Here is an 18,527-nt window from a genome sequence, read left to right as displayed (position 1 = left end):
AGTTAATTAGTCGCATTGGTGCTTATAATCCCTAAGCAATCGTAATGAGTATGAATACTCAGTAATACTTCTTAAACCCTAGTTGCGGTGCCACCTCCCTGAAGCACCTCCTGCATAAGTAAAGCCCGTACTTCCTAATGACAGCCTCATGAGTACCACATCTTTGACACCTAATTACGGCCCTCCCATACTTACGCTCCTTAGGTGGCTTTATCTTCGCCATTCGCGTTACCGGAAGAAAGCCCAGTTAAAAGTATTTTTGCCCGTGAAAAATTAAATAGTTAGCAATCTGCCTCAATTTAAATGACAACAACGATAGTCAGTACGGTGGAATTACCTGAAAAGGCTAGGGAAATGCTAAGGAGTTATAATGTCAACCTCTACGAACTACCGAAGTTGGGTAAGGACGAACAATCAAGCGCGTTATCCAGCGCCGAGATACTAATGTGCTGGTGCGGTAGGGAGTTTGACCTGACTAGTAACATTAAATCCATGCCTAGGCTAAGGGTGATACAGACGTTCTCAGCAGGTGTTGACCACCTACCATTCACCGCAATACCAAGCAATGTAGAGATCTATAGCAACGCAGGGGGGGCTTACTCGGTGCCCGTTGCTGAGCATGCATGGGCCATGATACTAACGCTTGCCAAGGGATTGCACAAGCCCGTACTAAATGCCAGGGAGTACCTAAGTAATGAATTAACGAGCCCGCGCAAAATCATTGAGTCAACACTGCTCGTCCTCGGCACTGGCGGTATTGGTAGGGAGATTGCGAGGATCGGTAAGGAGGGGGGGTTCAGGACCTACAATATCGGAATTAATAGAAGCGGTAGACCAGCCGAATACTTTGATGAGGTCTACCCAACGAGTAAATTACTCGATGTACTGCCAAGAGCTGACATAGTGCAATAGCGTTACCACTGAATAAGCATACGAAGGCTTAATAGGCGAGAGGGAGCTTAGGGCATTAAAGCGTGGCGCCATTGTTGTGAATGTCGGCCGCGGTGACGTGGTTAAGGAGGAGGACCTATACAGGGTTCTTAAGGAGAGGCAGGACATTAGGTTTGGCACTGATGTTTGGTGGGTACATGATGGGCATGAGGAAATACCACCGAGGACGCCATTGACGGCATTACCTAATTTCCTGGGTACACCACACATAGCTGGTGGGGGGGCTCAGAGGGAGATTGCTGAGTACGCGATGATTAGGGCCGTGGAGAACGTAATTAGGTACCTTAGGGGGGGAGAGACGCCCATGAATAAGGTCAATAGAGATGATTACGTTTAAATCACGCCCATGAAACAACACATCGCCTAGCCCTCACTTAGAAATTTCTAACCATGGCTATTAACACGGCATCACCGTAATACCTATTCCTCCCAGTACTCACCATAGCCAATTACCACGCCTAGATAGTCATAGATTAAGCCCCCCCTCCTGACCGCCTCCTCATAAATCCTCCAGATGCGTTTTGTAGAAACAAGGCCTACGTAGAAGCCCTCCTTCTCAAGTTCCTCACGGACCTTGTCCGGAAAGTCTATCGGCTTTACGAAGGGTTCCCTGGAAAACACCCTAAGCATTGCATTTAGTATGTCATTGTTATGCGGGTATGGCTTCTTCCTAACCATATTCTCATCGTTGCATAGGTACGGATTAACTTTTCTCTCATAACTTATCCTGCTCATAATTCCTGAGAAGGAACGCCCTCGCCAACTCCTTGCCGAGGTACATTGCGTGTGAGTAATTAGTGAAGTGATTGCTGTTCTTGAGCGTGTTATATGCCTCCTCAAGGGATTTAAACGAGAATCTCCTATGTAGTGAGTTAGTGATTGGCAACCTATGTTCAACAACCACGGACTCGCCCTCCCTCATAACCAGGAAGTTACCCCTTGGATCCTCGACGAACTCGCTGAACACATTGGCGTTTCTCCTCACGAACTCCTCAGCCCTACTTAGGTCTTTGGCGTATATCCTGGCTGAGAACGGCATTACGGCTATGGAACCCACGCTATACCAGGCATTGAACTCGCTATTCAGGGTCTCGACGATTCTCCTCGCAAGAGACCACCACCTATATAACTGCCTGCACCAGTCATTGAGCACGTCCACACTCCTCAAATAAACCACTTGATTATAATAGTCGCCACTTATAACACCCTGAACCAAGTAATCACTTCCGTAATAAACAGCGTTGATCGAATACGGATTAATCCTCAACTCCCTGACCATGGCATCAACCACCTCGGCAGGAGGCTCAAAACCCCCCCTAAGCCCAGCCTCGTTGAGTCTCCTGAATGGGTGCGGCTTACCCATCGAATCTATGACCACGAGCGGCGTTATCAACTCCCTATAATCACCCTTATCAAAGCCATAATTTAATACTAAATCAACGAGCTTAACCCAGGACCTATAGGTGTCCCTCTCATAAATGAAACCGCCGACCAACGGTAACACCCAACCACCACCATGCTCATTTTCACGAACCTCCACGTTCATCAATGGTCTAACAGGCCTACGCCCAGACCTATAGTTTTCATGGACGATCCTTATTAATAAGTCGGCGTTACGCACCTTAAATGCCTCCCTAAGGTCTATCACCCTCACCGTAGACCTAACACTATCCGCAACATCCTTACTCACAAGCAGTACGTCTAATGCACCATCCCTAAAGAAACGAATTAATAAATCACCAACGCCATTATAATCAAGGCCATAGACTATCAACGTATCGATCCAATTCATCCTGGCTAGGGTGGCTATCATGTAATTGATGCCGACTGGCGTGTATAGATTGCCTATAACACCAACAAGGCTTATTGAATCACCGAGAAGCCCCTTAACCTGGTTTACACTGCTCCAGAGGGTTACGATGGCTATGTTGGATTCCTCATTAATTACTTCATAATTAAACTTCACAGTTACCGCAACAGTGAGCTAGGTATAATCCTTGCCATGGCATTACAGGATAAAGCTGGGTATCAATAACGCAACAGATATTATAAAGGCTATGACCCAAACCCTAATGTCCCTCCTAAACACCCTAAAACCATCAAGCATAATACCCGGTAGCGCGAGCGGTAGCATGTTAAAGAAGCCGAGCCATGCATTAGTCGCGTATATTATGTTGGCATAGAAGGAGAAGGGGGGGCTGGGTAGTAATAACCAAAGTGGCAGGAATACCACTGCGAAGGCTATGTTTGTGGCTGGACCGGCAAGGGCTATCTTCAACTCATCACTCCTTGATGGGTAACCCCCCCAAACCTTTGGGCCTATTACCGTGGCGCCAGGCGTGGCTATTATGAAGAACCTCGTTAAAGCCGTAACGAGAGCCAGCAATAAGCCTATCCACCAAGCCCTGAAATAGGCTATGTAACCCAACCTCCTCGCCACCTCCCTATGCATTAGCTCATGGCCGAGGAATCCAGTCAACACTGCGATAAATGTCGCCACTAAACCGCCAATACTAAGTAACGTATTAAAGAGTAGTGCGAATGCTATCGTCATTGCAACTAAGGCAACCACGATATCCCTAACCTCATGTCTATACGGCCTAAACGGCACTCCATAACCACCACCCCCCCAATAGTAATTAAGGCCCATCGAAACGTACTGACTAAATAATTATTAAAGTCTTTCACTCAGACCCATCAATACCTCTTTAAACAATCTATTAAACACGAAGGGACCCTCGTACGCAAATGCCGTAACCACACCAACAATGTTCGCACCACTCCTCATTAAATCGATCACTTGCCACCCATGAAAGACGCCGCCAAGCCCAATGATCGGGTTCCTAAAGCCCCCCCACCTCCTAACCTTAACAATCAATGACTTAACAATTGGGTAGATTGGATAGCCACTTAATCCGCCATAGCCAACGGAAATCCCAGGCTCCTTAGTTGGCAGGGTATTGGCTATCGTTAATCCAAACCCACGCTTACCAGCCATGTTCACAATCCACCTGTAAAACTCAATATTAACCCCAAGGGGGGGCAGTTTTATGAACAACGTACCTGGAAATGCCTCAACACCCCTAAGCAATTCACCTAGGTACTCCCTATCCGATATCCATGAGCCACGGTAAGTAGGGCTACTAATATTTAATTCCACGGCGTCAACACCATACCCCCCTCAAATTGTTAAGCATGTACATAAACTCACCAATTGAGAATCCCGCCAGGCTAATAATTACGTAAGTACCGAGTCCGCGCAGCCTATTGAGAATACTCGGTAATCGACTTATGAAGTCTATGAAGCCCCTCGATGGTAAACCCATGGCATTAACCATTGCCTTAAAACTAGGGTACTTAACGATGCGCGGCTTGGGATTACCAGGGCGTGGCTTAAGCGTGATTGAGCCAATGGTTATGAAGCCAATACCTACCCGCGCAATCCATGGAGCTAGAAATCCATCCTTGTCAATACCCGCACCAAGCCCTAGCGGATTCTTAATGGACTTACCATTAACCTCAACGGGCATTTCAAGTTCATAACCACGGTAATTAACAATACCACTCCTAATGAGTGCATGTGAGGTCTCGTAAGTGAGCTCAGGAGGCAGGTAATTAAGTAGTTTGAGTACCCGGATTAACACGCGTGCTCACCAGGTAATTGATTATTGAATTACGTAACTCATCACTGATTAGTCCATTCTTAACGAGGATGTCAATCACCTCTGTAATCCGAAGTAGGGCAACAGCGTTAACACCCTCTCTCCTGATTGCATCAAGCCCGCCCTGCTCCCTATCAATGAAGGCTGCCGCCACAACCACATCACCACCGTGACTCCTAACAGCCCTAATAGCCCTAATTATCGAGCCTCCCGTGGTCACTACGTCATCGATTACGGCAACCCTCATACCCTGCCTCAAATCGCCCTCAACAAGCCTCGCCATACCATGCTCCTTAGCCTCCTTCCTAACGTATATCACGCCCTTACCAAGCTCATAAGCAACCATCGAGGCCCAGGGTATACCCGCCGTTTCTATACCCGCCACAGCATCAATGTTGAAGCCCGATAGTAAATTAGCCATAGACCTAACCAACTGCTTATAAATGCCTGGGTGGGTTATTGCAAGCCTTAAGTCAATATAGAATGGGCTCTCAATACCGCTGGTTAATTTGAATCGCCCGAACTTGATTGCGCCTATCCTGTAAAGACCTATTGCCAATTCATCGCTTGGCATCGCCATCACGCCAGTCCAAAGTACTTCTCGATGTCGTTGAGTTCGTGTATTGTGCCGCAGTAATCACATACAAGCTTTAGTGGCTCCCTAGACAGTACCCGGAACCTACTCCTTATTGGCTCCCTTTGTTGATTCGTTATACACCTCGGGTTCTTGCACTTGAGTAATCCCTCAATAACGTCCGGTATCGCCACCTTAAACTTGCTGATTACCTCGTAATCCCTTATTATATTCACGGTGGCCGTCGGTGCGACAAGAGCCACTAGATTAAGCTCATCCTTAGTTAATTCCCTGCCCTCGATCTTAACGATATCCTTAATGCCCAGCTTCCTACTCTCCACATTCATAACCAACGCCACCCTAAACCCCCCCTCACGACCACTTATGCCCAGCAGCCGAAGCACCAAAAGTGCCCTACCGGCTGGTATGTGGTCGATCACCACGCCATCCCTAATCTTACTAATTATCAACTCCCTCTTACTACTCATGATTTATCACCCGCAAGCACGAGCTTTAACAATGCCATGCGCAGGGGGGGAACACCTAGGCTGGCTTGTTTGAAGTACCTGGCCTGCGGCATGTTATCGACGGCGAAGTCAACCTCATCAACCCTTGGTAGCGGGTGGAGGATTACTAGGTTTGGCTTTCCTTTCTCGATTAACTTAGGTGTTACCTTGTAGGCGCCTTTAACCTTCTCGTACTCCATTGGGTCAGGGAACCTCTCCCTCTGAATCCTGACGACGTAAAGCACGTCTAAGTCATTAATCACGCTGTACGGGTCATCAGTCCAGTCATACTTCATACCCCCTAGAATTCATGAACTCAACAAGCTCCTGCCTAGGCTTGAGTAGTTCTGGCGATATCAAGTGAAGCTTAACCCTGTAGTAGGACAGGGCCTGGACCAGGGAGTTGACGACCCTAGCATACCTAAGGTCGCCGAGTATCCCGATGGATAGGCCATCAATAACCTTAAACTCCCGCCAAATAGTGTACAGATCAAGCATTGCCTGAGTTGGGTGGTTCTGGGAACCATCACCGGCATTAATCACCGGCGACTCCGCAACCTCAGCCGCGAACTTAGCAGCACCCTCAAGGCTATGCCTAATCACTATGGCGTTTGCGTAAGAATCAAGCATCCTAATCGTGTCAGCCAGGTTCTCGCCCTTAGCCATTGACGTAGCCTCAGTACCGCTGAAGCCAATTACCCTACCACCAAGCCTAAGCATGGCGGTCTCAAAGCTAAGCCTAGTCCTAGTGCTCGGCTCGAAGAAGGCCAGGGCAAGGACCTTATCACTGAGGATGTCAAGCCTAGACTTGGCATACCTCTCCATGTTAAGAGCCTCAGAAAACAAAGCCTCAAAATCCTCCCTACCGAAATCTAACACGCTTATGACATCCCGATTGAACCAGGTCAAGGAACCCACCAAGACGTCAACAGCTAATTTAATAAAGGTTTCTTCGAAAAAGTGAGCGAAATACCGCTATGGACCTATTACTTTAATGGTGAATTTACCACTATGCATAACCCTAATAGTGTTGCTTGATATCATTTCATACCTACAGTCACCGCATTGAACCTCCCTGGGTGTAATTGGTGAATCAATTAATAATTCGTACTGCCCATTCCCAATGGGCTTACCTGGTCCTTCGTAATTAATTACGAACTCCTTACCCTTCATTAATGCACTCACGTTCTTAACCAACCCATGTATTGTCAATATATTGCTAGCCGTAACTCCACGCCTTAGTAAATCCGCGGGCATGCCCCTGAGTAGTATTGGTGCTTCAAACAAGTCATTTATTATTAAGTCCCTGATTAGCATTATGAAGTCCGCCGCAGCCCAGCCATGTGGTGCATCGCCCTGCCCACCCCCCTCTCGGTTATTATTGATATTCCCTCAGCCCAGCCGTAGGTTGGTGATGCATGATTAACAATCCATGTTAAGTACTTACCCACCCGCTCCCTATCACCAAATATTGCCCAGGAGTGCGCTAGGTTCATCGTTAGGTAACTACCGTAGGTACCCCCCCACTGGTGGGTATTCACTAGACCACCATTTAGCCCATACAACTCCTCAGTGACCTCAAGCGTTCTCCTGACCAATGGGTTATCGAGTGGTAATGCCATTGTTGGCCACACAACCGCTATAACCCTAGTCATTGCCGAATCAGCAACCCTCTCTGGCGCAGGCACTACGTAATCAACGCCGAGCCTCGCCCTAACAACATTTATCGAATTAATCAATGCATCCACGAACTCCCTATGCAACTTCTCAACCCACTCATAATCCTCATGACCCCGCATCCCTAAGCACCCTGCCCAACTCCCTCAACCCAGCTATGGCCCACATATCATCCCAGTAATGGTGGTCCATGGGCCCTGTGTCCTCAGCAGACCAGGATGGCGGTAACAAGCCCCCCCTTATCGAATCATCGCCAGCCATCTCCCTATTCGTCTCCAACCACTCAACCCCCCCACGCCTAATCACTGGGTACCACCTCCTCAATGCATCGTAATCCTTCGTTAGCTGTACATACTTACTCGCAGCCCATAAGACCTGCCCGTTGGCATCATACTCCCTCACCTCGAAATCCACAGCCCTGAAATAACCACTTGCGTCAACTCTCCTTAGTAATTCCTCGATAACGCTTTGCCCATGTCTGCTAGGTTCGACATTGCGAGGGCTGTGGCCATGTACGAACCATCCCTTATCCAGAAGAGGTGATATATCAATGGACCCGGCGTTATCTTACCCCCCATCCCAAAGCATTACCAGGTTCGCGATTGATTGGCGGAGAATATCGCCAATGACACTACCGTTTATTAATACCGAGAATGACCTCCCATTTATTGAGTCCCAATTACGTAATTCCGCAACTACGTCATCATCGCTGACGGCCTTGACTAAGGCCCTATTATGCGGGGGTATTCCTGAGGGGGTCCATCGGTGCCTTAATCCTGAGTCTCCACTCATTACTCTCATTAATAATGGCATTAAAACCAAGGGCTGCATGGGCCCAGCCCAATTCATCATTGACGTAAAGCTCGCCGTTAAGCCTACCAAGGGCCGCATCCTCACTCGCATCCTTATTTGCATCGTACGAACCAAACTGTGTCGGCTCCCTATCTGTAGTTAGGGCCAATTCACCATCTACCGTTATGAACCATCCATCACCCTCAACACCCGCGTTTCTCACCTCAACCATGTGATCAACATTGTAGGGCCTCGTAACAAGGTAAACAATGTAACTACCTGGTAATCCAACCAGCCTGAGATCAGTAACTAACACGTCAACCCCCCGATTTACTGGCGACCACCGACCTAGTAACAACCCTTACAGCGCCTAAATCCCACTCATTAATTATCACTGGGTAGCCAGGTCTTTCGAGGTATTGCCTAAACGATCCGTGCAGGCCTGGAGTGTATAATCTCGATCCATCGTAAATCCACACCTCAAATGCCGTATTTCTCCTCGTAACGAATAACATGGCAGGGTCTATTACGGCCTCATTAACACCCTGAACAGTACCAATCATCCCCCAATCCTTAAAGTGAATGTTCCTAAACGGCATTAACTGGGCAGGTTCAAAGCCCCCCCTACCCACGGGCTCTAGCTGTTGTCTTAACCACCTCGGCCAGGCCCAATTAGGCCTCCTGTAATACAGACCCATTATGAACATGGAACTCCCAAACCCATTAATTGCCGACTCAACGAACTTATCCACATCCCTACCCCCCCACATCTTAGCCGCATGCTCAAATCGTTTACTAACGTGACTCATCCCAGCTCAGGGCATACTCATTTGAGCATTTTTAATAAGTTCTCTTGACAATAAGTAATGATGAGTCAACCCATTATTGAAGTTAGCACCCGTTATACCCGGCCTTATTGGAAAAATTTATTTTTGCTTAAATAGTCCAGTAATACTGTAGGGGGCATGGTGAGGGTTTACCTGCATGAGGTTACGAAGATATTCGGAAAGAGTGTAGTGGCATTGGATAAGGTGGAGCTTGAGGTAAGGTCTGGCGAGTTCATGGTTGTAATGGGTCCATCAGGCCATGGAAAAACAACGCTACTTAGAGTCGTGGCTGGCCTTGAGGAGCCGACGGATGGTGAGGTCTGGATTGGCGATACCCTCGTTGCATCGCCAAGGAAGGGCATCTTCATACCCCCCCAAAGGATAGGAATGTTGGCATGGTATTCCAGAACTGGGCCCTTTACCCGCACATGAAGGTCTTTGATAATATAGCCTTTCCACTCAGGATTAAGAAGATGCCGAAGAACGAGATTGAGAAGAAGGTTAGGGAGATAGCCGAGGTCCTTGGCATTGCTGAAACGCTGGATAGGTATCCAAGGCAACTATCCGGAGGCCAACAACAGAGAGTTGCTATTGCGAGAGCGTTGGTTAAGGAGCCGCAGGTGCTCCTCATGGATGAGCCATTCAGTAACTTAGACGCTAGGATTAGGGTTACGGCTAGGGCGTTTGTGAAGGACATCCAGAGGAAGCTCGGGATAACCACGATACTCGTGACCCACGATCCAGCCGACGCATTGACACTAGCCGATAGGATTGCCGTGCTTAGAAGAGGCGTTATTCAGCAGATAGGCTTACCCAATGAGATTTATGATAAGCCAGCCAACGTATTTGTGGCGAACTTCATAGGTGACATAAACCTATTCGATGGCTCAATAGTTGGTAAGGGTAATGAGACCTACTTCGATGGGGGGGGTGATGTGAAGGTTCAATTACCACAGAACATTGGCATACAGGGTAATGAGAGTGTAATTCTCGGTATAAGGCCTGAGGATGTAGTGCTATCTAAGGAGGTCATTAACAATAATGACCTTACCTATGTTGGCAAGGGTATTGTGGAGATCTCGGAGTTTGCTGGTGGTAAGTTCAACGTGATGGTTAAGCTGCAAAGTACTGAGATTAAGGTGGTCTCGTCAACGAGCTTCGAGCTTGGTGAGCCAGTGCATGTATACTTCAATTCACGTAAGATGAAGATATTCGATAAGCAAACAGAGAAGTTACTATATGGTTAATAACTTTTGTTAAAATTTTAATACTTCAGTGAGTCAACGTATTGACCTGAATGACGTATAAGGTTAAGGACATATCACTCGCCGAGAAGGGACGCCTACTTATTGAGTGGGCTGAGAAACACATGCCAGTTCTGATGAAGATTAGAGAGAGGTTCGCCAGGGAGAAGCCACTCGATGGCATTAGGATATCAGCTAGCCTACACGTGACTAAGGAAACCGCCGTTTTAGTCAGGACATTAATTGCTGGTGGGGCCACGGTAACCCTAGTGCCATCAAACCCACTCTCCACTCAGGACGAGGTGGCGGCCGCATTGGCTGAGGATGGTGTTCACGTGTATGCGTGGAAGGGAATGAATGAGAAGGAGTACTATAATGCAATTGGTTTTGCGATATCCCAGGAGCCTGTTGTTACAATGGATGATGGTGCCGACCTAACAGTGACACTACATAAGTTGGCTCTTGGTGTTAAGAGCAATGAGGTAAGTTACGCGTTGGAGACGGCTGGTGACAGGGACTTCGCTAAATTAATAAGCGGTGTTTACGGCGGTACTGAGGAGACGACAACCGGCGTCATCAGGTTGAGGGCAATGGCTAAAGAGGGAACTCTTAGGTACCCAATAATTGCCGTTAATGACTCATACACCAAGTACCTATTCGATAATAGGTATGGGACAGGCCAATCAACTTGGGATGGGATACTTAGGGCTACGAACATCCTGGTTGCGGGTAAGGTCGTAGTCGTCGCGGGTTATGGCTGGGTTGGCCGTGGAATAGCCATGAGGGCTAAGGGGGGGCTTGGTGCACGTAGGGTCATAGTCACTGAGGTAAATCCCGTAAGGGCGCTTGAGGCCGTCTTTGACGGGTTTGAGGTAATGCCGATGGGCGAGGCTGCCGAGATAGGTGACATATTCATAACGGCCACCGGCGACATAAATGCAATAACCCTGGATCACATACTTAAGATGAAGGATGGGGCTGTCCTAGCCAACGCCGGTCACTTCAATGTGGAGATCGACGTAGCGGGTCTCGAGAGGGTTGCAGCCGAGAAGAGGAGGATTAGGGATTACGTGGTTGAGTATAGGTTACCAAACGGTAAGCGCGTTTACTTACTCGCTGAGGGTAGGCTCGTCAATCTGGTTGCTGCGGAGGGGGGGCACCCAAGCGAGGTCATGGACATGTCCTTCAGTAATCAGGCGCTCGCCGTTGAGTATATAGTCAAGAATAGGGGGGGTAAGCTGCAGCTTGGTGTTCATAAGTTACCCGACGAACTCGACATGGAGGTTGCAAGGCTTAAGCTTGAGACCATGGGCATAAGGATTGACCAATTAACCGAGGAGCAGAGGCGCTACATAAGTAGTTGGGGTCTCGGTACATAGGCTAATAAGGAAAAAACTTTTATAGGGTATTAATCAAACCGTTGATTAAAATGGTAGTAACACCATTAATGCTAATCTGGATAATAACGCTGTATAGCAATGGTACATCAACCGTTAGCCTAAATACCACGTTAACCGGCGAATTCGTAACACTACAACTACCCGTGCAACCTCAATCATACGTCGAGGTTCTCGTTAATGGTTCCATAACTGCGTACATGATTAATGGTACGTCAATCATAATACCAGTCCTAGGCACTGCGAATGTGTCCATAGTTTATGTACCCAAGGTATTCGTGAAAAACAACTTTGTCGGAATGAGCGTGGGCAACTCCACGGTTGAGATAGTCATACCTAGCAACATACTCATAGCCAACATAACATTGTCGTTAATTAGCATGAGTATGGTGGATAATGAATTAATAATAACGGCTAGGGGACCAGGCGAATTCCTATATACAATAATGCCGATGCCCGCGACAAAGCATATGATGACCGTGACGACTCATGCTGTTAATTTCGAAGTCATTACGGCAATTATCATTGCCATTATCATAATTGCATCCGCATCATACGTATTAGTGATGGGGCGAAGAAGGATTACGAAGAAGGGACCCACACCTCAAATGGCACTAAATCTTAATGATTACGAATTATCAATATTAGAGTACTTAAAGTCCAGGGGGGGCGGCTCTGCATTTGAGATTGACATTTCCAGGGACTAGCATGCCAAGGACTACCGTGTGGAGGAGCGTCAGAAGACTTGAGGACTTAGGCCTTGTCAGGATCACTAAGGTTGAGGGTAAGAACATGGTCACGTTGATCAGGGACCTACAGCCTTAACGCTATTAATTACTTCGAGAAATGACGAGAGTATGCCTCTGAACAATTCATTATTGATTCCCTGGGTTAATTCATTGAAGTCCCTAATCCATGACGTATCGCCCTTAACGAGCAGGGCTGACGCGGTAATTAATGACTGTGTTAGGCTTGTTAAATCTCCGTCATTCACAGCCACCCTCAATAACTCACCTGGGTTTGCGGTTAAGGCCTCATTGCTCATTAACCTGAGAAGGCCAAGGCCTAAGCAGTATAGTGCGTGAAGTGTGGACGCGCGTTTGAGGATATCACCTTTCAGCTCCGTTGATTCCGAGACCGTATATGTGAATTCCTCATGTAGGAGTTCTGCGGTATATGATATGTAATCCCTATTGCCTGCTCTGAACGCCATTATTAATGCATTGATTATCTCATTAACCCTTAACTCCTTTACTAACTCATTCATTGAGCTCATTAAATTAATGAAGCTTTGAGGTAAAATAAAAATTAAGCTAGTAATGATTGATGTATAGCCATGGGTAGGCTCGAGGACGCGATTAAGGAGTACGTCAATAGATACATGGACCCCCCCAACAGGTTTGGTGGTAAGGTATTCGTAATACACGGCAGTAATGTAATTGATTTCACGGATCTAAGTAAGGCAAGGAATGCCGCCCTTTCAATGCCTGGAATTTCCATTGTGATTGCCGTACCTAAGAGGGATGAGGTTGATGAGGCGTTCACGAGGTTTATGAAATTAATTAGGAAATCATAATTCTCAGTCACGTTTATAAATAATGTAAATGCTTAAATTAAGGCTATTTTGCGTAGTTTAACGTGAGACTCCTTGAGTATAAGGGTAAGGAATTACTGAATAAATACGGCGTTAAGATACCCAGGGGGGGTGCTATAGTTAGGAGCCTTGACGATATAGACATACTCAATACCCTTAAATTCCCATTATTCGCCAAGGCCCAGGTACCCTTTGCAGGAAGAGCCAAGATGGGTTTAGTGAGGAGAGTTGATACAATTAAGGATGCGGAGAACGCCGCCAGGGATTACCTGGGTAAGGTGATTCAAGACTACCCAATTAGGAAGGTCTTGTTTGAGGAGGGGGGGGTTAACGTGGCCAAGGAACTCTACGTATCCATAACCCTGGACAGGGAGAATAGGGGGGGCTATCTAATGCTTGCGTCCACAGAGGGTGGTATTGATATTGAGGAGGTGGCCAGGAGAAGCCCTGAGAAGATAATTAGGCTTTACATAGATGATTACGAGGGACTTAGGGACTACATGATCAGGGGAGTAGCTCAGAAGCTTGGTTTGGAGGGTTCCGCCGCCCAAGACTTTGTAACAGTAGCTAAGGCCATGTACAGGGTATTTACGGAATACGATGCTGAGCTCGTGGAGATAAACCCACTCGCACTAACAACCGATGGCCAGCTAGTGGCTTTAGATGTTAAGGTCATGATCGATGATAACTCACTCTATAGGCATCCGGACATTAGCGTTGAAGATAGTGACTACACGACGGAGGAGCTTGAGGCAAGGAAGTACGGGTTACACTACGTGGAGTTGACAGGCTACGTGGGGGGGATCATGGCCAATGGCGCTGGCTTAACGATGGCAACCATGGACCTAGTTAAGGAGTTCGGCCATGAACCAGCCGACTTCCTTGATGTTGGTGGTGGAGCTAGTAAGGACTCGGTTAGGGAGGGGTTGAAGATGCTATTAACTGACGACAGGATAAAGGCCGTTTTAATAAACATATTTGGCGGAATAACTAGGTGCGACGAGGTTGCCAGGGGGAGTTGTTGAGGCATTGAATGAAGTTAAGACTAACAAGCCAATATTCATTAGGCTAAAGGGCACTAATGAGGAGGAGGGCAGGAGGATACTGGCTGAGATAGGGCTTAAAACCTATGAAACCGCTGAGGAGGCGATGGATGCATTATCAAAGGCGCTGGCGAGGTGATGGGCATGGCAATACTCGTGAATGAGAATACGAAGGTACTGGTCCAGGGAATAACAGGTAGGGAGGGCTCAAGACATACGCAGTACATGCTTCAGTATGGCACTAAGGTTGTGGCTGGAGTCACACCAGGTAAGGGTGGTCAGACGGTCCACGGAGTACCTGTTTTCGACACAGTTGAGGAGGCACTGAGGAAGTTCCCCCCCGACATAAACACGTCAATAATCTTCGTACCAGCACAATTCGCGGCTGACTCCGTCTATGAGGCAATTGACGCTGGAATTAAGCTAATAGTGATTATTACAGAGCACATACCAATACATGATGCCTTGAAATTCGTAAACTACGCAAAAAGGAAGGGAGTCACGATAATAGGGCCCAACTGCCCAGGAGTTGTAAGCCCACTAAGGTCTAAGGTTGGGATACTACCAAACCACATATACACGAAGTCTGGGCCCGTCGGTATCGTATCGAGGAGCGGCACCCTAACCTACGAGATATCCTACCACCTAACCCAGGCGGGGATTGGGCAGTCAACTGTCGTCGGTATCGGCGGAGACCCAATAATTGGCACGGACATGCTTGAAGTCGTGAAGATGTTCGAGGAGGACCCGGAGACGAAGTACATAGTGGTCATTGGCGAGATAGGCGGGACAATGGAGGAGAGACTCGCTCAGTACATAGGGTCTGGGAAGGTCACGAAGCCTGTGGTGGCCTACATATCGGGCAGGACAGCACCACCAGGTAAGAGGATGGGGGGGCATGCTGGAGCCATCGTTAGCATGGGAATGGGGGGGTCCTACGAAAGCAAGGTTAAGGCATTCCAGGAGGTTAACGTCCCCGTTGCCAAGACGCCCACCGAAGTCGTTAAACTAATCAAGCAGTACATACGTTAAAACACACTAAGTTACCATATTTATCAAATAAAAACTACGTTGAATCACTATTAACGTGAAGATCAATATAATCATTCAGAAGAATCTTAACAAGACCCTCATTAATTATTGTACTAATTAACTCGAGGTACGCATCGGCAGGCGTTATGGACTTGATGGTAACGCCCAACGACCTGCTAATACTCTTAATATTATTGGTGCATTCCTGGAGTAATGGGCACCTTGGGCAGGCCCTTGGTGACTCCTTACCATTAATAATTACAAGCCCAGCCCTCTGATCAACAATTGCCCCCCTTATCATTGAGAACCTCGAGAACCGCGTAATCACCAAGCTCCTTAACCCTGTAGACTAGGAATATCGTGGCCGCCAGGTAATAACCACCATCCTTCCTAACCAACCAACCACGCCTAATGAGGGCGTTTAAGTACCTGAAAACCCTGGCCCTGGGCATGTTCAACCTCCTAATAAGCTCCGTAGGGCTAGCCACACCAAAGGCAATGAGCTTGAGGAGCTTAGCCCTATCAAGCTGAACACCAAAGTCAAAGTTATACTCACTGAGTATACGAATACCACCACTAATGACGCTGGGGGAACTTGGGAACCCTAATACCAACCCTAACCTTAATACTCATTAATTGAGAAAATAAAAAACAAGGTATTAACTAATTACTCTCTAAACTGGGGGCGATGCATTGATCACGCTGATGACTCAGCCGCGGCGGTAGCACCGCCAGACTGCTCAATAACCTTATCAAGCTCTTCAAGTCTCTTCTTAATCTCATCCTTGGGAAGGGCTATCTTTAGCAACTTGCCATTCTTAATCTCATACTTAATAATCCTCTCAGACTCATCAAAGACATACTCAGGAGGCCTAGACATATCCTCGGGCTTAAACTTAACCTCATCAAAGTCGACGTAGGCAATGTCATGAATAGGCGTGGGGGGGATCAGGGCACCGACTGGGCACGCATCAACACAGAAGTGACACAGTATGCACTCCGTATACCTAATACCTGGGTAAAACTTACCGTTAGGAGCTCTATACATTTGGATTGCGTTCACGGGACAGGCCCAGGCGCACTGGAAGCAGCTTATGCACTTCTTAATATCCAGCATTATCCAACCCCTAAACCTCTCAGGAACCCACCTAATCTCGCGCGGGTATTGTATCGTCAATCTATTCGGTTCCACAGCCTCCTTAAAACCCGTGATTAATGCCTTCGCATGATAAATAATGTCCTCGGCAAGCGTTCCCCCCCTTGGTGGCTTAATCTTTATGACCACAGGACCCACTACAACCTGGGCATTTTAAGCTTTGTCTTAAAGTACACCTATAACTTGGATAACCTAACGATCTTCATTACGAGGATTTACACGGCATTTCTTAGATAATTGGTTAATTACCTCATTAATTCTTTCCTCATTGATAAAATAATTCGTGTGGGTTATTATTTTAGATTGAAAGAAAGGCTTTTAAACAGAATTAAAAAATAGAGAAAGGTATGAAGTTAGGGAGTAGAATGCAGAAGAGGAGAATAGCAATGCTAGCAATAATAGCGTTCGCCATAGTGACAGGCGTGGCGCTGGCTGATGTTGTGTTTGTTTATCAGGGCCAGATAAATGTCTCACAAACTGTGCCACTGAAATTCCTGACAGGACCTAACGGTAATAACTCCTACGTAACCTTCACGGGTAATGACCTACCATTAACGTCAGGTAGTAGCCCGTACTATGCGGGTTTTCAGGTTAACATAAAGCTCACCAACTCAAGTGGTGCGTACTTCGTGAATATTGGCGTACTAAAGCACTTGCAAGTGGGTACTTATACGTTCCATCAACACTTAGTGGTAATGCAGTATCGAGCACGGGCTCCTCAGCAATAAGTTCGCTATACATATACCTAAATAACACGGACATCACGAGCAGCAGCGCCATAGTCTGTACCATAGTACTTACGTACTCAACAAGCACTGGTACCTGGACAGCGTATTACTACAATGGTTACGTGGCGCCAGGCAGCACGCCAAGTAGTAATGCTCCATGCTCATTAAGCGCTAATACTAACTATGGCATTAGTATGTACGTAATACCCAACGCCCCAATAACAAGCACAACAAGCGAGACTGTTAACGTGTTACTTGGTTACAACGTAATATCCAACGCCACCGTACCGGTACCGTAAGGTGATCATGTTGTGGCTTTAAAATCACCCTTTAAAATCTTCCTCCTTATCTCCATACTCTCTATCATCCTTGCCCTAATCCTAATTTGGGGGGGCACGTCTCAGCTAGCCCCATCCCTAGTGCATTATAGGACGTTGGAGGATGCCCCCCCATATGCTAAGGTTGAATCAATAAATGCGCAGGCGAGTGGTGTGACGGTGATCATTAAAATTATTGATCCTGGCAATTGGGACTTCACACCAATTAATGGTTGGGTGGAACTACTCGGTACCGGGCAGGTGGGTAATTTGACAATAGCCAATAATGGAACAATAATTATTCAATTCCCATTAATCCCACAGTACCTATCCTTATCGGGTACGGGTGTTAGGGGTTTAATCAGGGGATACCTCAATGGTAATCCTGCCTACATCGCGTTCTTTGACGTTACACCGATCCACGTTGTTAATAATGTAACTATTGCCTATGCACATTATGAGGATTGCAACTTAACAATAGGTATTAATTACTCAACATTGACCCCCAGCCATAATCAAACCTCAATCAATTTCCATGTTCACAAAAAATACCATACCTGGCTACCTAGTGTTCGATGCCGTAAATCCAAACATTACCATCTACATACCTCAGGGTATCGGCACCATCAACATTACGATACCAATTAGGAAATACACAAATCAAGTACATTCCTGTAACCTTAAGCAGGGATTTATTTACGTGCTTTACATGCCCAGCATCTTAACTTACGTATTTCCAAGTGGAAATATCACGCAATACGTGCAATTAGGTAATGCGATTATGCAGGGTGATGGTTAATGAGACTTGAGGTCCTAATAACACTGGTGCTTGGGATTGCCTTCATCGCCCTGTGGTTTTTCACACCGATTTGGGCACTGAAGGGTCTTAATTACTCAATGAGATTAATGCCCTGGGGGGGTTTCGTAACAACTTTATTCGGCGAATCTTCATTAATTCCGCTGCCGCTAACTTGGGGGGTGTGGTAGCGTTCACGCTCGCAAGCACGGTCACCCCCCATTATTCATA

27 protein-coding genes and 4 pseudogenes are annotated in these 18,527 nt (G+C 47.0%); 13 read left to right on the top strand and 18 right to left on the bottom strand.

Annotated features, from left to right (window positions below):
* Positions 1 to 58: 58 nt before the first annotated feature.
* Positions 59 to 223 (bottom strand): 30S ribosomal protein S14, encoded by a 165-nt coding sequence (locus JCM11217_RS00280; protein ID WP_054841706.1) that lies wholly within the window; start codon positions 221 to 223, stop codon positions 59 to 61.
* Positions 224 to 354: 131 nt separating this feature from the next.
* Between JCM11217_RS00280 and JCM11217_RS00275 the strand changes: the two are divergent.
* Positions 355 to 1,288: pseudogene (locus tag JCM11217_RS00275) on the top strand (2-hydroxyacid dehydrogenase).
* 83 nt (positions 1,289 to 1,371) lie between these two features.
* Here the strand turns inward: JCM11217_RS00275 and JCM11217_RS00270 are convergent.
* From JCM11217_RS00270 to JCM11217_RS12050, 13 genes and pseudogenes are all read right to left on the bottom strand, one after another.
* Positions 1,372 to 1,686: a hypothetical protein gene (locus JCM11217_RS00270; protein ID WP_243677834.1), complete on the bottom strand. Its 315-nt coding sequence runs from the start codon at positions 1,684 to 1,686 to the stop codon at positions 1,372 to 1,374.
* Entirely contained in the window at positions 1,667 to 2,917 is a 1,251-nt protein-coding gene (locus JCM11217_RS00265; RefSeq protein ID WP_054841704.1) for a hypothetical protein, read from the bottom strand. The genes JCM11217_RS00270 and JCM11217_RS00265 overlap by 20 nt, the downstream gene beginning before the upstream one ends.
* A 42-nt stretch (positions 2,918 to 2,959) precedes the next feature.
* The gene (locus JCM11217_RS00260; protein ID WP_054841703.1) at positions 2,960 to 3,601 is read right to left on the bottom strand and encodes a peptidase M50; all 642 of its coding nucleotides are present in this window, start codon (positions 3,599 to 3,601) and stop codon (positions 2,960 to 2,962) included.
* A 24-nt stretch (positions 3,602 to 3,625) separates the two neighbouring features.
* Positions 3,626 to 4,481: pseudogene (locus tag JCM11217_RS00255) on the bottom strand (dihydroorotate oxidase).
* Between the two features lie 85 nt (positions 4,482 to 4,566).
* On the bottom strand, positions 4,567 to 5,193 hold the full coding sequence (pyrE, locus tag JCM11217_RS00250) for an orotate phosphoribosyltransferase (RefSeq protein ID WP_054841881.1): 627 nt from the start codon (positions 5,191 to 5,193) through the stop codon (positions 4,567 to 4,569).
* Complete coding sequence (gene pyrI, locus JCM11217_RS00245) at positions 5,193 to 5,675, bottom strand: aspartate carbamoyltransferase regulatory subunit (protein WP_054841702.1); 483 nt, start codon at positions 5,673 to 5,675, stop codon at positions 5,193 to 5,195. The genes pyrE and pyrI overlap by 1 nt, the downstream gene beginning before the upstream one ends.
* Positions 5,672 to 6,602, bottom strand: a pseudogene (gene pyrB, locus JCM11217_RS00240) (aspartate carbamoyltransferase). Before pyrB ends, pyrI begins: the two are co-directional and overlap by 4 nt.
* A 66-nt stretch (positions 6,603 to 6,668) precedes the next feature.
* Entirely contained in the window at positions 6,669 to 7,010 is a 342-nt protein-coding gene (locus JCM11217_RS12075; RefSeq protein WP_243677833.1) for a hypothetical protein, read from the bottom strand.
* A complete protein-coding gene (locus tag JCM11217_RS12070; RefSeq protein ID WP_243677832.1) occupies positions 7,010 to 7,492 on the bottom strand; it encodes a hypothetical protein in 483 nt (160 codons plus the stop codon). Before JCM11217_RS12070 ends, JCM11217_RS12075 begins: the two co-directional genes overlap by 1 nt.
* Complete coding sequence (locus tag JCM11217_RS12065; RefSeq protein ID WP_243677831.1) at positions 7,479 to 7,784, bottom strand: hypothetical protein; 306 nt, start codon at positions 7,782 to 7,784, stop codon at positions 7,479 to 7,481. The genes JCM11217_RS12070 and JCM11217_RS12065 overlap by 14 nt, the downstream gene beginning before the upstream one ends.
* A gap of 153 nt (positions 7,785 to 7,937) precedes the next feature.
* Positions 7,938 to 8,162 (bottom strand): hypothetical protein, encoded by a 225-nt coding sequence (locus JCM11217_RS12060; RefSeq protein ID WP_243677830.1) that lies wholly within the window; start codon positions 8,160 to 8,162, stop codon positions 7,938 to 7,940.
* Positions 8,104 to 8,478: a hypothetical protein gene (locus JCM11217_RS12055; RefSeq protein ID WP_243677829.1), complete on the bottom strand. Its 375-nt coding sequence runs from the start codon at positions 8,476 to 8,478 to the stop codon at positions 8,104 to 8,106. Before JCM11217_RS12055 ends, JCM11217_RS12060 begins: the two co-directional genes overlap by 59 nt.
* 1 nt (position 8,479) lies before the next feature.
* Entirely contained in the window at positions 8,480 to 8,971 is a 492-nt protein-coding gene (locus JCM11217_RS12050; protein WP_243677828.1) for a hypothetical protein, read from the bottom strand.
* Positions 8,972 to 9,127: 156 nt separating this feature from the next.
* Here JCM11217_RS12050 and JCM11217_RS00230 point away from each other — a divergent pair.
* The 4 genes and pseudogenes from JCM11217_RS00230 (at position 9,128) to JCM11217_RS12045 (ending at position 12,455) form a co-directional block, all read left to right on the top strand.
* Positions 9,128 to 10,236: pseudogene (locus JCM11217_RS00230) on the top strand (ABC transporter ATP-binding protein).
* Between the two features lie 50 nt (positions 10,237 to 10,286).
* A complete protein-coding gene (gene ahcY / locus JCM11217_RS00225) occupies positions 10,287 to 11,612 on the top strand; it encodes an adenosylhomocysteinase (protein ID WP_054841701.1) in 1,326 nt (441 codons plus the stop codon).
* 50 nt (positions 11,613 to 11,662) lie between these two features.
* Positions 11,663 to 12,337, top strand: coding sequence for a transcriptional regulator (locus JCM11217_RS00220; RefSeq protein ID WP_243677827.1), 675 nt, complete (start codon positions 11,663 to 11,665; stop codon positions 12,335 to 12,337).
* Positions 12,312 to 12,455: a hypothetical protein gene (locus JCM11217_RS12045; protein WP_243677826.1), complete on the top strand. Its 144-nt coding sequence runs from the start codon at positions 12,312 to 12,314 to the stop codon at positions 12,453 to 12,455. Before JCM11217_RS00220 ends, JCM11217_RS12045 begins: the two co-directional genes overlap by 26 nt.
* On the opposite strand, the gene JCM11217_RS00215 is transcribed toward JCM11217_RS12045, so the two are convergent.
* Positions 12,436 to 12,897, bottom strand: a complete 462-nt coding sequence (locus JCM11217_RS00215) for a hypothetical protein (protein WP_243677825.1) — start codon at positions 12,895 to 12,897, stop codon at positions 12,436 to 12,438. The two genes, JCM11217_RS12045 and JCM11217_RS00215, sit on opposite strands and share 20 nt — an antisense overlap.
* A 69-nt stretch (positions 12,898 to 12,966) precedes the next feature.
* On the opposite strand from JCM11217_RS00215, the gene JCM11217_RS00210 reads away from it, so the two are divergent.
* The 4 genes from JCM11217_RS00210 (at position 12,967) to sucD (ending at position 15,299) form a co-directional block, all read left to right on the top strand.
* Positions 12,967 to 13,206: a hypothetical protein gene (locus JCM11217_RS00210; RefSeq protein ID WP_054841699.1), complete on the top strand. Its 240-nt coding sequence runs from the start codon at positions 12,967 to 12,969 to the stop codon at positions 13,204 to 13,206.
* Positions 13,207 to 13,268: 62 nt separating this feature from the next.
* Positions 13,269 to 14,249, top strand: a complete 981-nt coding sequence (locus tag JCM11217_RS00205; RefSeq protein WP_243677824.1) for an ADP-forming succinate--CoA ligase subunit beta — start codon at positions 13,269 to 13,271, stop codon at positions 14,247 to 14,249.
* Positions 14,230 to 14,406: a hypothetical protein gene (locus tag JCM11217_RS12040; RefSeq protein WP_243677823.1), complete on the top strand. Its 177-nt coding sequence runs from the start codon at positions 14,230 to 14,232 to the stop codon at positions 14,404 to 14,406. Before JCM11217_RS00205 ends, JCM11217_RS12040 begins: the two co-directional genes overlap by 20 nt.
* Positions 14,407 to 14,411: 5 nt before the next feature.
* The gene (gene sucD / locus JCM11217_RS00200) at positions 14,412 to 15,299 is read left to right on the top strand and encodes a succinate--CoA ligase subunit alpha (RefSeq protein ID WP_054841880.1); all 888 of its coding nucleotides are present in this window, start codon (positions 14,412 to 14,414) and stop codon (positions 15,297 to 15,299) included.
* A gap of 34 nt (positions 15,300 to 15,333) precedes the next feature.
* Here the strand turns inward: sucD and JCM11217_RS12035 are convergent, their stop codons facing one another.
* From JCM11217_RS12035 to JCM11217_RS00190, 3 genes are all read right to left on the bottom strand, one after another.
* Positions 15,334 to 15,600, bottom strand: coding sequence for a hypothetical protein (locus JCM11217_RS12035; RefSeq protein ID WP_243677822.1), 267 nt, complete (start codon positions 15,598 to 15,600; stop codon positions 15,334 to 15,336).
* Positions 15,578 to 15,913: a helix-turn-helix domain-containing protein gene (locus tag JCM11217_RS12030; protein WP_243677821.1), complete on the bottom strand. Its 336-nt coding sequence runs from the start codon at positions 15,911 to 15,913 to the stop codon at positions 15,578 to 15,580. Before JCM11217_RS12030 ends, JCM11217_RS12035 begins: the two co-directional genes overlap by 23 nt.
* 83 nt (positions 15,914 to 15,996) lie before the next feature.
* A complete protein-coding gene (locus JCM11217_RS00190; protein WP_054841698.1) occupies positions 15,997 to 16,584 on the bottom strand; it encodes an NADH-quinone oxidoreductase subunit I in 588 nt (195 codons plus the stop codon).
* Between the two features lie 218 nt (positions 16,585 to 16,802).
* On the opposite strand from JCM11217_RS00190, the gene JCM11217_RS00185 reads away from it, so the two are divergent.
* From JCM11217_RS00185 to JCM11217_RS00175, 4 genes are all read left to right on the top strand, one after another.
* Positions 16,803 to 17,183, top strand: coding sequence for a hypothetical protein (locus JCM11217_RS00185; RefSeq protein ID WP_054841697.1), 381 nt, complete (start codon positions 16,803 to 16,805; stop codon positions 17,181 to 17,183).
* Between the two features lie 122 nt (positions 17,184 to 17,305).
* Positions 17,306 to 17,482, top strand: coding sequence for a hypothetical protein (locus JCM11217_RS12025; protein ID WP_243677820.1), 177 nt, complete (start codon positions 17,306 to 17,308; stop codon positions 17,480 to 17,482).
* Between the two features lie 553 nt (positions 17,483 to 18,035).
* The gene (locus JCM11217_RS12020) at positions 18,036 to 18,299 is read left to right on the top strand and encodes a hypothetical protein (protein ID WP_243677819.1); all 264 of its coding nucleotides are present in this window, start codon (positions 18,036 to 18,038) and stop codon (positions 18,297 to 18,299) included.
* On the top strand, positions 18,299 to 18,487 hold the full coding sequence (locus JCM11217_RS00175) for a hypothetical protein (protein WP_054841695.1): 189 nt from the start codon (positions 18,299 to 18,301) through the stop codon (positions 18,485 to 18,487). The genes JCM11217_RS12020 and JCM11217_RS00175 overlap by 1 nt, the downstream gene beginning before the upstream one ends.
* The last annotated feature ends 40 nt before the right edge of the window (positions 18,488 to 18,527 follow it).

Source organism: Vulcanisaeta distributa JCM 11217, from assembly GCF_001316005.1.
Taxonomy (GTDB): domain Archaea; phylum Thermoproteota; class Thermoprotei; order Thermoproteales; family Thermocladiaceae; genus Vulcanisaeta; species Vulcanisaeta distributa_B.
The sequence above is the reverse complement of the archived record's forward strand: the minus strand, read 5'-3'. Positions and strand labels throughout refer to the sequence as shown.

Excerpts from the sequence above, each read along its gene's own strand:
- JCM11217_RS00280 (WP_054841706.1), bottom strand. The coding sequence starts at position 223 with ATGGCGAAGATAAAGCCACCTAAGGAGCGTAAGTATGGGAGGGCCGTA.
- JCM11217_RS00270 (WP_243677834.1), bottom strand. The coding sequence starts at position 1,686 with ATGAGCAGGATAAGTTATGAGAGAAAAGTTAATCCGTACCTATGCAAC.
- JCM11217_RS00260 (WP_054841703.1), bottom strand. The coding sequence starts at position 3,601 with ATGGGCCTTAATTACTATTGGGGGGGTGGTGGTTATGGAGTGCCGTTT.
- pyrE (WP_054841881.1), bottom strand. The coding sequence starts at position 5,193 with ATGGCGATGCCAAGCGATGAATTGGCAATAGGTCTTTACAGGATAGGC.
- pyrI (WP_054841702.1), bottom strand. The coding sequence starts at position 5,675 with ATGAGTAGTAAGAGGGAGTTGATAATTAGTAAGATTAGGGATGGCGTG.
- JCM11217_RS12075 (WP_243677833.1), bottom strand. The coding sequence starts at position 7,010 with ATGCTAATCAGGGACTTAATAATAAATGACTTGTTTGAAGCACCAATA.
- JCM11217_RS12070 (WP_243677832.1), bottom strand. The coding sequence starts at position 7,492 with ATGCGGGGTCATGAGGATTATGAGTGGGTTGAGAAGTTGCATAGGGAG.
- JCM11217_RS12060 (WP_243677830.1), bottom strand. The coding sequence starts at position 8,162 with ATGAGTGGAGACTCAGGATTAAGGCACCGATGGACCCCCTCAGGAATA.
- JCM11217_RS12050 (WP_243677828.1), bottom strand. The coding sequence starts at position 8,971 with ATGAGTCACGTTAGTAAACGATTTGAGCATGCGGCTAAGATGTGGGGG.
- ahcY (WP_054841701.1), top strand. The coding sequence starts at position 10,287 with ATGACGTATAAGGTTAAGGACATATCACTCGCCGAGAAGGGACGCCTA.
- JCM11217_RS00220 (WP_243677827.1), top strand. The coding sequence starts at position 11,663 with ATGGTAGTAACACCATTAATGCTAATCTGGATAATAACGCTGTATAGC.
- JCM11217_RS00215 (WP_243677825.1), bottom strand. The coding sequence starts at position 12,897 with ATGAATGAGTTAGTAAAGGAGTTAAGGGTTAATGAGATAATCAATGCA.
- JCM11217_RS00210 (WP_054841699.1), top strand. The coding sequence starts at position 12,967 with ATGGGTAGGCTCGAGGACGCGATTAAGGAGTACGTCAATAGATACATG.
- sucD (WP_054841880.1), top strand. The coding sequence starts at position 14,412 with ATGGCAATACTCGTGAATGAGAATACGAAGGTACTGGTCCAGGGAATA.
- JCM11217_RS12035 (WP_243677822.1), bottom strand. The coding sequence starts at position 15,600 with ATGATAAGGGGGGCAATTGTTGATCAGAGGGCTGGGCTTGTAATTATT.
- JCM11217_RS00185 (WP_054841697.1), top strand. The coding sequence starts at position 16,803 with ATGAAGTTAGGGAGTAGAATGCAGAAGAGGAGAATAGCAATGCTAGCA.
- JCM11217_RS12020 (WP_243677819.1), top strand. The coding sequence starts at position 18,036 with ATGTTCACAAAAAATACCATACCTGGCTACCTAGTGTTCGATGCCGTA.
- JCM11217_RS00175 (WP_054841695.1), top strand. The coding sequence starts at position 18,299 with ATGAGACTTGAGGTCCTAATAACACTGGTGCTTGGGATTGCCTTCATC.